This is a genomic window from Corynebacterium sp. KPL3927 (assembly GCF_040225835.1).
Classification (GTDB): Bacteria; Actinomycetota; Actinomycetes; order Mycobacteriales; family Mycobacteriaceae; genus Corynebacterium.
Genome location: NZ_JBEHGD010000034.1, coordinates 1 through 10949, shown reverse-complemented (window position 1 = coordinate 10949; position 10949 = coordinate 1). Strand labels below are relative to the sequence as shown.

Below are 10949 nucleotides of genomic sequence, written 5' to 3'. Positions count from 1 at the left end.
TAACCGCCTAACCAAACCCCGAACTTCATACCGAGCCGAAAGCACAAACGGCTACACCACTACACGGGACTTGACCCCGGCTCACCGCTAAGCAGTGTGCAGTTCATTAGTCAATTTCCACATGGTCAGATTCGCAGGTCGCCAGAGTATTCAAGGGGTAGCTAGCGGGGGTTATAGGAGCAGGTACGGCTGCGCGCACGTGCTTTGCTAGTGGGGCAAGCGAACACCTGTACAAGCTATCTAAAGGAAGAAATTACAATGACCTCCCACGTTGATGAACTTTCTGCCAGCGTTATCGATGCCGTAGTGACCGCCGCCCAATACGGGTGGTCCCCGGACGATTTATGCCACGTCCTGGGCTCTTATTCCTATCCCCTCATCTACCGCGCTAGCCCGCACGTACCTGCCCGCATCACCTCACCCGCGCTGCGCAAAGCGTGGTTGCAATTAGAAGCCCCACAAGAAAATTTCATTCCCCGCGATAAAATGCGCGCCATCATGAAAGAACTGGTGCATCTTCCGCGTTTGCGCGATACCGAACTTCTAGCAGGCGGCGAGCTGAGCCAGACCGACGGCCCTAGCGACAAGCAGGATAAAATACGCCACAAGGTCTTGGGTCTATTGCGGAAGGCAGAATCCACCTCTTTTGCAGAAGAGGCAGAGATACTCATTTCCAAGGCGCAGTCGCTGCAGCAGAAATACCGCATCGAGGATCTCTTAACTGTGGACCAGCCCCGCCTCATTTCCCACCGCGTGCACGTTCACCCGCCATATATCAAGCACCAGGTCACATTGTTAGGCACCATCGCCAATGCCAATGGATGCACCACCCTCCTCATCCACGAAAAGGGCCTTGCCTGCATCATCGGCGCGCCCGAAGACGCCGCCCACTGCTCCGATCTGTTCTCCTCGCTAAACCGCCAATGCGATTGGTACATGCGCAATAGCGAGGGTGCCGAGTTTGCACGCGCGACACAGACCACCGCGGCCTATCGCCGTAGCTTCCGGCTTTCCTATGCCGCCCGGATCGGGGAACTGCTGGAGCTAGCCAATGAAGACGGCATCGAAGAAAAACTCGATGAGTCTCCCTATTGCAGCCATCACGCTGAGCTCATCGCCACCCAGACGCTACCTGCGCTCCAAGCGCGCACCGATCATGCCGAGGAAACCCGAGACCGCCTATTTCCCAACCTAACCACATCCTCGCTATCCATGAATAGTCTGCATGGCATCACTGATGGCATCACGGCTGCGGATAAGTCTCACTTGGGTGGGCCTGCCACTGGCATCGATTCTTAATACCGGCAGCCCTTGCTCCGTGGCCTCCCCTGTCTGCTTTCAGCCTCATGGTGTCGGCGGCACATTTGTACCCGTGCGCACAGCAAACGCTGCGAAATTTTTCAGGCGGTCGCTGCGCGTCACGGGTAGGATCACAGGTGAAATTAATTGTTGTAAAAGCTTAAGGGTATGTGAATGTCAACACAGACTTTTCTGGAAGTAGAAGCGAAATTCGCCGTAGCAGAATCGACTCAACTGCCTGAACTCACTCGACTCGAATCCGTTGACCATGTTGCAGAAACGCGCCACCACGCTCTATCCGCCATTTATTACGACACGGAAGATTTGCGCCTAACTCACGCCAAAATCACCTTGCGCCGCCGCACCGGCGGCAATGACGATGGCTGGCACATCAAAATCCCCAGCGAGGGTGGCCGGACCGAGATCCATGCCGAATTAGGAGACCCAGTAGACGGCAAATACGAGGTACCCCAAGAGTTGGTACAGCAGGTGCGCTCCATCGTTCGCCACAACGAGTTAAGCCCCATTGCGCAGGTGGATAATAACCGCACCGAGGTGCTGCTTGCGGACGAGCACAATAATCCGGTCGCGGAATTCTGCGATGACCATGTCACCGCCTTTTCTTTCTTGCCCGGCGGGCAGCAGCAATCCTGGCGCGAATGGGAAGTGGAGCTGGCCGGTGAGCTTCCAGGCACTGAAGAAGGAAGCCAGTTCATCCGCCGCGCGACCTCGCTTCTCATCGGCGCCGGGGCTCGCGTTTCTTCGTCCCCGTCTAAGTTGAAGTCAGCTTTGGGAGATTCCTACAACAACGCTCCCCTCCCTCCCGCTCTCGTTACCCCAGACGTTGACGAGGATTCCCCGGCAGCCGCAGTGATTACAGCTCTGCAGGCTAACCGCGACAAGCTCATTGATTATGATCCGCGCGTTCGCCGCGATGAGTGGGACTCGGTGCACCAAATGCGCGTGGCCACCCGTGAGCTGCGCAGCCACCTGCAGACTTTTCACGGCATTGTTGTCGGCCCGCAGATTGAGAAGATCGAAGCTGATCTCAAAGAGCTCGCCGGCATTTTGGGCGTAGCCCGCGATGCAGAGGTCGTGGAAGAGCGCTGGCAAGAGCTCTTGGAGTCCGAGGACTCCGATACCTTGGATGCCGCCACCCGCGAACACATCTCCCGCGACATGGGTACCGCCTACCGCCGGGCGCACCGCAGGGTTGTCGCCGCGCTAAATTCTGAGGAATACCTCGAATTGCTCGAGTCCCTCGACCGCCTATTGGCGGATCCCCCAACGGCCGGTGCCCAATCTGCAGAAGATGCCGACGGCGAGGACGTTTCCACTGCCGTGGACGCGACTGCGCAAGCGTCCGAGGATGCAACCGATAATTCAGCCGAAGAATCTGCGGAAGCACATACCACAGAGGAAGAATCGGCCGCTGAAAAGAAGACGGAAGAACCGTCTAGCGCTGGCAACGCGGAGGCCGAGGACGTCGATGCCGTAATGGCACGCCATCTAGAAAAGGCCTATAAGAAGCTGGTCAAGCGGCATAAGAAGGCCGTGGAGAACTGGGATAACGCGGAGCTTTCGCTGCACGAGCGCGAGGATTATTTCCACGATATGCGCAAGGCAGCCAAGAAGCTGCGTTACGCAGCAGAGGCGGCCGGTTCAGCAACGAAGCTAAAGACCAAGCGCCTGTACAAGGCCTGCAAAAAGATGCAATCGGTCTTGGGGGATTTCCAAGACTCGGTCACCTCGCGGGATAAATTGCTAGAACTGGCCCACAATGCGCACCGCCGCGGAGAAGATACCTTCGGTTACGGCCTGCTATACCAGCGCGAACGCTCCATCGGCCTCGCCGCCTTGGATGATTACAACGAATCTTTCAAGGACATCAAGGCCGCGTTTAAGCCGCTGCGCAAGAAGCTGAAGAAGTAGTGCTGCAGCGGCACCAGATGTGCCGCGTTAGGCCGCTTTAGTCACTGTCAGGTGATGGTTGGGAAATTAACTAGTCCCAGCCATCATCTTCTTTATCTGCGGCATCGGCTGCCTTGGTGCGGGCGCGCGCGATTTCTATGGCGTGCTCGGCCTCTTCGCGGGTGTCATAGGGGCCCATGCGGTTTTCCCAGCCGGATACTTTGCCCTTGCTGACTTCCTTGGTGGAGGGGTCGTAATACCATTTCTCATCTGCTGTAGTCGCCACGGTAGTCCCTTTCGTCTATATACTCTGGGCAGCACGTGTGCGCCGCCTGTTTGTGGTTGGTGCCCACACTACCCATGCACGAAAACACGTGCCCGCTAGAATATGAGGGCAGTATTTCTTTTGATGCCTCTCCCTGCTTTCTTAAGCAGAGCAAGGGAGCCGCTTTATCGGCTACTTTGTCCATGGCGCTAGCCCGCGCCACGTAGCCACGTGATTTTTATCCGCCGAATTGGAAAAGGAGCTTGTGCCTTCATGCCACTGTGGTCGACGCCTAAGTCCCCTATTACTGAGCGCGTTGCACAACGACACGCCACTATCGTGGGAACGGAGCCCACCCATGTCGCCAGCGCGCCCGCGACCTGGCCACTTATTGGTGAGCATATCGATCATTACGGAGGCATCGTCGCCGCAAGCTTGTCGGATCTCCGCGCAGCAGCGGCCGTCAGTTCGCGCACGGATGGCATCGTTTCCGTCCACTACGTGCCGGCTTGTGGGGAGCCTGCGCACGATTCTATTGGCCTCCAGGAGGTGGCTGTGCTCGCCGCGGCGCAACAACCCACGACGGACTCAGAAGGCCAACCGGTCATTCCTCCCGCACCAGAGGGTGGGCTGGCTGCGCGCATCGGCGGCATCGTGCACACCATGGTGAACCGCCAGTTGCTCTCCCGGGAAACGGCTGGAGCGGATATCACTATTGTGAGCGATATCCCTGCCGATATCGGCTTAGGCGCTGCATCGGCGGCGGATGTTGCCGTTGCGCTTGCCTTAATGGGTCCAGCCGAAAACCTCGACGCACCTTTGCGCGTGCGCGTTGCGGATGTCTGCACCCAAGCGGTGACCACCTTTGCTCATAAGCCCGCCCTTCGCGCGCGCCACACGGCCGCGCTGCGCAGCAGTGGTGACGGCGTGTGCATCATCGACTATGCCGATGGCTCGGTCACCCACGCGCCCCATGTGGTGGGCCAGGATGTGGTGGCCTTTGCCGTGGCGGTGCCCGAGGACAATTCGCAAGAGCAAGCGCAGGCAATTAGTGACATCCGCCAGCGCCAGCAGTTTATTGATGATGCCTGCCATTCCTTCGGCACGGAGTCGCTGCGCTTATTGCCCGATGCGCAGCTGCGCGTGGTGGAGTGGCTCAAGGCGGTGCACAAGGTCTACGGCGAGGAGGGCCGCCCCAGCATCAATGCGGCTACCGAGTGGATGGCATTTTATGAGGAAGAAACCACCCGTGTGGAGCACTTCGTGCGCTACCTACGCTCGCACCGCCGCAATGAGCTCTTCCCCATTGTGTTGCAATCGCAGGCCTCGCTGACCAATATTTATGGCTTCGATTCCGCAGAAAAGCTGGCGGAGCTGGTCACGGTCCGCGGCGGGGTGGCCGCGCGCTCGGCGCACGCGGGACTTTCTAGCGCCGTTATTGCTTATGTCCCCAGCAACCGCGCGGAAAACTTCGCGGCGGACTTGGCAGAGGATGGTTTTCTGCTTGTGAAACTGGCCGCTGGCGAGCCAGCCAAGGTAGAAGATTAAGCGCGAATGAGCCGGCCTATAAGCCGGATTCTGTCTAACCGCGTTGCCCCAGCAAGTGGGGCACCGCGCGGCGAACATCCATCTAGACCAACCGTTGCCAGTTAGTTCCAGCAGCTACCTTCAGGCTCGAGCGAGCAGCCTTAAAACGCCTGATCGGGCCCTGCAACGTGGCAGGGCCGTGATGCCTTGCTCCCGGTGGGGTTTACCCAGCCACCGCCATCGCTGACGGTGCTGGTGCGCTCTTAACGCACCGTTTCACCCTTACCTTGTGGCCCCTACTTGGGTCGAAACACAAGTGAAGGCACAAGGCGGTCTACTTTCTGTTGCACTTGCCCGCGGGTCACCCCGGGTTGCCGTTAGCAACCACCGTGCTCTGTGGAGTCCGGACTTTCCTCGGCGCCCACGTAGCAGCACCAACGCTGCCCGTTTGCGGCGACGCGATCGCCCGGCCGGCTCATTCGCGCTCTTTAGTCTAGCGCAGCCCCTCCAGGTGTCCCACATCGTTGAATCCGTACACCATAGAACCACCGTCCCAGAACTCGACATCCGATAGCGCAGCCAAATCCAAAAACAGGTGTTGGAAGGTGGCCGGGCCCGCGTTCAAGGCCTGGCAGAGGAAGGATTTTATGGGGTTGACGTGGCTGACAATCAGCACCGTCTTGCCGCTATAGCGCCGCTGCAGTTCCTTGCGGGCTGCGCGCACGCGACGGTTGACACCCTGCAGCGATTCCCCACCGGGGCACGGTGTGGCGGCATCGTGCAGCCATTGCTCGTGTATCTCTGGGTCGCGCTGGTGTGCTTCGGCCGCGGTCTTTCCTTCCCACTCGCCAAAGTCCACCTCGATCAGGCTCTCTTCGGTCACCACGTCGATATCGCGGCCATGCGCGACGGCGGCCGCCGTTTCTTGGCAGCGCTTCAGCGGCGAGCAAACGATGGCGTCGATGGCGGTACCGGCAAGGGCCTGGGCGGCGGCGAGCGCCTGCTTTTTGCCCAGTTCAGTAAGCTCCGGATTTGCGCGCCCTGAGTATTGCTTGGCGGCAGACATTTCGGTTTGCCCATGACGCAGCAGGATAAAGCGGGTCTTATCGCCGCGCTCGCCCAGCCAGTCAGAAGGGTGCGGCGCGGAGGTATCCCACTCCTGATTATCCTCGGCAGGCGTTCCGTCACCCGGCGCGGCATCGGACGAAGACTCGGCGGCAGGCTCATCGGCCTCGCTCTTGACGATGCCCACCTTATGCCCCGCCGCAGCCGCGTCCATCGCGTCATTGGATAGCGCATCCGCCACCTTGTTTTTCGCGCGCGGGACCCAGTCCAGGCTGAAGGAAGAAAACCCGTCGATAAGCGTGCGGGCCTTAAGGGCCAGCTTTTGCATATCCGGATGCTTGATTTTCCAGCGCCCGTTGATCTGTTCCACGACGAGCTTGGAATCCATATAGAACTCCACCTCACTGGCACCGAGCTCGGAGGCGGCCTCGAGCCCGCGCAATAAGCCGTGGTACTCGGCCACATTATTGGTGGCCTTGGTGCCTACCACATAGACGATTTCGCGCAGGATGGTTGTGCCATCCGCGGCATAAACGACGGTGCCTGAACCGGCTACTCCAGGATTGCCGCGGGAGCCGCCATCGGCGTAGACGATGACTTTCATGATGCCAGGCGCACCAGGTAGGAACCGCAGTCGCTGCATTGCGGCAACTCATCGGCAGGCGCATTGCGTACGGCATTTTTATCGGCGGGTGGCAAGACGATAAAGCAGCCACCGCAGGCCCGGTTGGCCTTAAACTGCGCTGCGCCGACGCCGTTTTCTTGCCGCTGCGCGTCGTATTCCTCGAGGACATCGGAGGGCAACTGCTCGCGCAAATCCGCAATGCGCACGGCGGGGTCGGGCTGGTTATCCGCGGCCTCTTGGGCGGCGTCGGCGGCGCGGCGCAGCATGTCCAGCTTGCGCTCGGAATCCGAGACGCGCGCGCCGTGGACGTCCAAGTTGGAGCGCAGCGCGTGGATCTCGTTGTGGGCTTCTTGCAGCTCACTCATCAAATCCGCGATGCGGGACTTGGTGGCGTAGAGATCGTGCTCGATATCCTTGCGCTTTTCGGTATCCAATTCGGCGCCAAGCTGGCCCTTGTCATCGCGTTCGCGCCTGCGCAGCTTGCGCTCATCGGCCTGGATGCGCAGGATTTCATTTTCCATGTCATCTACTGCCATCTGCGCGGAACCGGAGGCATCGAGCAAGCGCTTGTGTTCCTGCTTCGCCTTGTCGTACTCGACCTTTTCTGGCAGCTCTTTTTCCCCGCCAATGCCTTGCGAGCGTTCCAGGTTGGCCAATTCCAGCAGTACCGGTTGTAGTTCTTGCGATAGTTTCACTTATGACTCCTTTGGGTGCGCGGAGATAGTCCACGGATCAGTTCGCAGGCTAATAATTTTCGTATCTAGTTCTAATGCTGCTTCTACGATATCGCTTGCTTGCGCCGTCCAGGGAAACTCGCTGGCCCAGTGGGCCGTATCGATGACGGCTGGTCCCCCGGCGCGCAAATGCTCGTCCACCGGGTGATGGCGCAGATCGGAGGTGACATAGACATCGACGCCCAGCTTTGCCGCAGCCGCAAGGAAAGAATCCCCGGCGCCGGACGACACCGCCACGGTGCGCACCTTCTGCTCTGGGTCGCCCGCGGCTCGGATGCCCCACGCGGTCTCGGGCAGGGCGTTGGCCACCTGCTGCGTAAACTCCCGCAGGGTCATCTCGCGGGGCAGCTCGCCCACGCGCCCCAGGCCCAGTGCGGTATCAATGTCGCCGCTTTCGGCCGTTTCCACGATGTCATAGGCGGGCACCTCATACGGGTGTGCCTCGTGCAGCGCCGTAATCAGCGTGGCCCGCAGCGAGGCGGGAGCCACGAATTCCACCCGTACCTCGTCGCCGCGGTGCAGCTTGCCGATGTCCCCTTCTACCGGATCCGCGCCCTCCTCCGGCTGGAATTGGCCTTTGCCCACGATATCGAAGGAACAGTGAGAATAGCCGCCGATGTGGCCCGCGCCGGCATCGAAAAGCGCCTGCTTTACCTGCTCTGCACTGCCAGCAGGGAGATGCACTCCCCACTTATCGATGGTCTCTGGGGCCTCCGGCACAATCGGCCGACCTGGGTTAATGCCCACGAGCTCCGCGAGCTTATCGTTGACCCCGGGCCGGGCCTTATCCGCATTGGTGTGGGCGGCAAAAAGCGCCACGCCATTTTTAATCAGGGTATGGACAACCTTGCCCTTGGGCGTATCGGCAGCCACGGATTCCACGCCGCGCAGTAGCAGCGGGTGGTGGACTACCAACATATCCGCGCCAAGCTCAACCGCGCGGTCCGCAACCTCTTGGGTGCAATCTAAAGCAAAGGCGACGGTGCGCACCTCGTCTGCGGGATCGCCGCAAATAAGGCCCACCGCATCCCACTTTTCGGCCAAATGGGGCGGATAGGCCTTGTCCAAAACGCGGCGCACATCGCCCACTCGCACAGCAGACATGGGGATACTCCTTTATGCTCGATTCTTGTAAATTACGCTAGTGCTATATCCTGTCTCCCGCACTACAGTACTATCTGCGCAAAGGGTTTTCGCATGACTGAATCTTCTTCTCACTCGGGTCTCTACCTCGTCTTTGTGTGCACCGGCAATATTTGCCGCTCACCCATGGCCGAAATCATCGTTCGCGATGAAATGGAAGATGACATGCTCGATCTCCTCGCCACGGTGGATTCCTGCGGGCTCGGCGGCTGGCACGTGGGGCAAGGCGCGGATGAGCGGGCCGTAGCAGAACTGCGCCGCGCCGGACACGATGGGGCATCTCACCGCGCATCCAAATTGGGCGAAGAGCACATGGACGCCGATCTCTTCATTGCGATGGATTCCGGGCACTATGATTCGCTCATCGATCTAGGCATCGAGCCTGCCAAGGTCCGGCTGATGCGCAGCTTCGATCCCAATTCCCCGGAAGGCGCAGAGGTCGCCGACCCCTACTACGGCACCGAAGAAGACTTCGAAACCGCGCGCAAGAATATCGAAGCCGCTGTTCCCGGCCTGCTGGATTGGATTCGCGAGAACCACGACTAAGCTTGGGGGCATGCTAAAGACGTTCCTCAAGCCTGGCTGGGTACTCATGCTGCTTTTCGTGGTGGCATTTTCCTACCTGGCCTTTAGTGTCCTTGCCCCGTGGCAACTGGGAAAGGACGATGACATTGTGGAGCGCAATGAAAACATCACCCACGCCTACGAGGCCGATCCTCAACCGATTGACCAGGTCGTGGACGATGACGGCGCCATTTCCGGTGACGAATGGTCCCGCACCACGCTCAAGGGGCACTACTTGCCCGAAGATGAGGTGCTACTCCGCCTGCGCCCCGCCGGTTCCGGCCCGTCCTATCAATCCTTGGTTCCTTTCCGCACCGACGCGGGCCTGACTATGCTGATTAACCGCGGTTGGGTCAGCGCCGAGGAGGGCAACGCGGTGCCGGATATTCCGCCCGCCCCCTCCGAAGAGTTAACGATTACCGGCATGGTGCGCTCAAATGAGGCCGAGCACAAAACAGCCCCCATCACACAGGAGGGCTACCAGCAGGTTTACTCCATCCACACCGAGCAGGTGGGCTCGCTTATCGGTGCCGACTTAGGCCAAGACTATATCCAGCTCTCCGAGGATCAGCCGGGCGTGCTCAACGCCATGCCCGTCCCGCAGCTCGACCGCGGCAATCACCTCTCCTACGGCTACCAGTGGATTGCCTTTGGCATCATGGCCCCGCTGGGTTTGGGATACTTTATTTGGTCCGAGATCCGCGAGCGCCGCCGCCTGCGCGAAGAAGAAGCCGCCATGCAGGCCCTCAATGCGGACGCAGAATCACTTGCCGATGCCCCCGCCTCCAGCCCCTCCGCCAACGGCGAACCTGGCTCCGATGCCGATACCACTGCCGCTGCCAACACCGATCCCGCACCTCTTGCCACCGAGCTGCGCAGCCGCTCCCGCTACGGCGATTCCAAGCCGGACCACTACGCCAAGCTGAAAAAGCGCCGCCGCGAGCGCTACTAACTTTCCGAGCTCACCTGGCCCGCACTCGATTCTGTAGCGCTGGCAGACCGGTCCCACATGAGTAATGCGAAGCCTACTGCTATCCAGGCCGCGAATACCCACCACGCGTGTCCAGCGCCTTGGCCATCAAAATAGGACAAGGAACGCACGAGGTACCCCGTAGCGCCAATGGGCATCCACTGCCCCAAGGTGGCCCAGCCAGCAGGGAGCAACCATGGTCCGGTGGCTAGGCCCGAGAGTGGGTTGCCAAGGAAGATAGTAAGCACCGCGCCAATTCCCACACCTGCGGTACCGATCACCGCAGCTAGACCCGCCGTGAGCAATGAGGTGGAAAGAATACCCAGCGCGATGGCCAACCATTCCATGCCAAAATTGCCAATTAACGTGCCGTACACGGTGTGCAGCATCCACGTGGCCACGAGCGATCCCACTGCGGCGATACCGACGAGTACTACAAACTTGGCCCACTTGCGGCGGCGGAAAACAAAGGTGGCAATGACTGCGGAAACGATGCCGCCAAAGGCCAAAGGCAGCCCCAGCAGTGCGATGCCATTAGCTTGCGGATCCTCCTCCGACGTCGGTGCAAGGTCTTCGGTAGAAATCTCCATGCCTTGTGCCTCAAGTGACTTACCTAATTGGTTCACCATCTCTGTGTAGGCAGCACCGTTGCCAGAGGCCGTATAGGTGTGTGCTCCCGATGGGGTGATAACCAGCCCACCTACCGCGTCTCGGTTTCCAATCGCATCGCGCACATCCGCGTCGGATTCATACACCCTTATATCGGGTCCGGGCCCGAACCCCGGAAAGTGGACACGGGGATTTAATCAAGATGCGATAGTAAGTGTAGCTGATCCGGCGGCTTCG

At 59.7% G+C, this 10949-nt stretch carries 10 protein-coding genes and 1 other RNA gene; 5 read left to right on the top strand and 6 right to left on the bottom strand.

Annotated features, from left to right (window positions below; all coding sequences use genetic code 11):
- Positions 1–258 precede the first annotated feature (258 nt).
- Together ABRP86_RS11185 and ABRP86_RS11180 are read left to right on the top strand one after the other, a co-directional pair.
- Positions 259–1299 (top strand): DUF2786 domain-containing protein, encoded by a 1041-nt coding sequence (locus ABRP86_RS11185; protein ID WP_349864383.1) that lies wholly within the window; start codon positions 259–261, stop codon positions 1297–1299.
- 174 nt (positions 1300–1473) lie between these two features.
- Complete coding sequence (locus ABRP86_RS11180; RefSeq protein WP_349864380.1) at positions 1474–3231, top strand: CYTH and CHAD domain-containing protein; 1758 nt, start codon at positions 1474–1476, stop codon at positions 3229–3231.
- Between the two features lie 70 nt (positions 3232–3301).
- Here ABRP86_RS11180 and ABRP86_RS11175 read toward each other — a convergent pair whose 3' ends face one another.
- On the bottom strand, positions 3302–3496 hold the full coding sequence (locus ABRP86_RS11175) for a hypothetical protein (protein ID WP_023023202.1): 195 nt from the start codon (positions 3494–3496) through the stop codon (positions 3302–3304).
- A 252-nt stretch (positions 3497–3748) separates the two neighbouring features.
- Here ABRP86_RS11175 and ABRP86_RS11170 point away from each other — a divergent pair, with 252 nt between their 5' ends.
- Positions 3749–5023 (top strand): galactokinase family protein, encoded by a 1275-nt coding sequence (locus ABRP86_RS11170; RefSeq protein WP_349864377.1) that lies wholly within the window; start codon positions 3749–3751, stop codon positions 5021–5023.
- A gap of 3 nt (positions 5024–5026) precedes the next feature.
- On the opposite strand, the gene rnpB is transcribed toward ABRP86_RS11170, so the two are convergent.
- The 4 genes from rnpB to ABRP86_RS11150 form a co-directional block, all read right to left on the bottom strand.
- Positions 5027–5480, bottom strand: an RNA gene (gene rnpB, locus ABRP86_RS11165) — RNase P RNA component class A.
- Between the two features lie 15 nt (positions 5481–5495).
- Positions 5496–6671 carry a bifunctional RNase H/acid phosphatase gene (locus ABRP86_RS11160; RefSeq protein ID WP_349864384.1) on the bottom strand — a complete coding sequence of 392 codons (1176 nt, stop codon included), beginning with the start codon at positions 6669–6671 and terminating at the stop codon, positions 5496–5498.
- Complete coding sequence (locus tag ABRP86_RS11155; RefSeq protein ID WP_349864374.1) at positions 6668–7387, bottom strand: zinc ribbon domain-containing protein; 720 nt, start codon at positions 7385–7387, stop codon at positions 6668–6670. The genes ABRP86_RS11160 and ABRP86_RS11155 overlap by 4 nt, the downstream gene beginning before the upstream one ends.
- The gene (locus ABRP86_RS11150) at positions 7388–8530 is read right to left on the bottom strand and encodes a Nif3-like dinuclear metal center hexameric protein (RefSeq protein ID WP_349864372.1); all 1143 of its coding nucleotides are present in this window, start codon (positions 8528–8530) and stop codon (positions 7388–7390) included.
- Positions 8531–8623: 93 nt separating this feature from the next.
- On the opposite strand from ABRP86_RS11150, the gene ABRP86_RS11145 reads away from it, so the two are divergent.
- A complete protein-coding gene (locus tag ABRP86_RS11145) occupies positions 8624–9115 on the top strand; it encodes a low molecular weight protein-tyrosine-phosphatase (protein WP_005285561.1) in 492 nt (163 codons plus the stop codon).
- A gap of 10 nt (positions 9116–9125) precedes the next feature.
- The gene (locus tag ABRP86_RS11140; protein ID WP_349864369.1) at positions 9126–10085 is read left to right on the top strand and encodes an SURF1 family cytochrome oxidase biogenesis protein; all 960 of its coding nucleotides are present in this window, start codon (positions 9126–9128) and stop codon (positions 10083–10085) included.
- Here ABRP86_RS11140 and ABRP86_RS11135 read toward each other — a convergent pair.
- Positions 10082–10858, bottom strand: a complete 777-nt coding sequence (locus ABRP86_RS11135; RefSeq protein ID WP_349864367.1) for an ABC transporter permease — start codon at positions 10856–10858, stop codon at positions 10082–10084. The genes ABRP86_RS11140 and ABRP86_RS11135 overlap by 4 nt on opposite strands.
- Positions 10859–10949 lie beyond the last annotated feature (91 nt).

Bases quoted from the DNA above. Each gene is read 5' to 3' on its own strand.
- ABRP86_RS11185 (WP_349864383.1), top strand. From the start codon at position 259: ATGACCTCCCACGTTGATGAACTTTCTGCCAGCGTTATCGATGCCGTA.
- ABRP86_RS11180 (WP_349864380.1), top strand. From the start codon at position 1,474: ATGTCAACACAGACTTTTCTGGAAGTAGAAGCGAAATTCGCCGTAGCA.
- ABRP86_RS11170 (WP_349864377.1), top strand. From the start codon at position 3,749: ATGCCACTGTGGTCGACGCCTAAGTCCCCTATTACTGAGCGCGTTGCA.
- ABRP86_RS11160 (WP_349864384.1), bottom strand. From the start codon at position 6,671: ATGAAAGTCATCGTCTACGCCGATGGCGGCTCCCGCGGCAATCCTGGA.
- ABRP86_RS11150 (WP_349864372.1), bottom strand. From the start codon at position 8,530: ATGTCTGCTGTGCGAGTGGGCGATGTGCGCCGCGTTTTGGACAAGGCC.
- ABRP86_RS11145 (WP_005285561.1), top strand. From the start codon at position 8,624: ATGACTGAATCTTCTTCTCACTCGGGTCTCTACCTCGTCTTTGTGTGC.
- ABRP86_RS11140 (WP_349864369.1), top strand. From the start codon at position 9,126: ATGCTAAAGACGTTCCTCAAGCCTGGCTGGGTACTCATGCTGCTTTTC.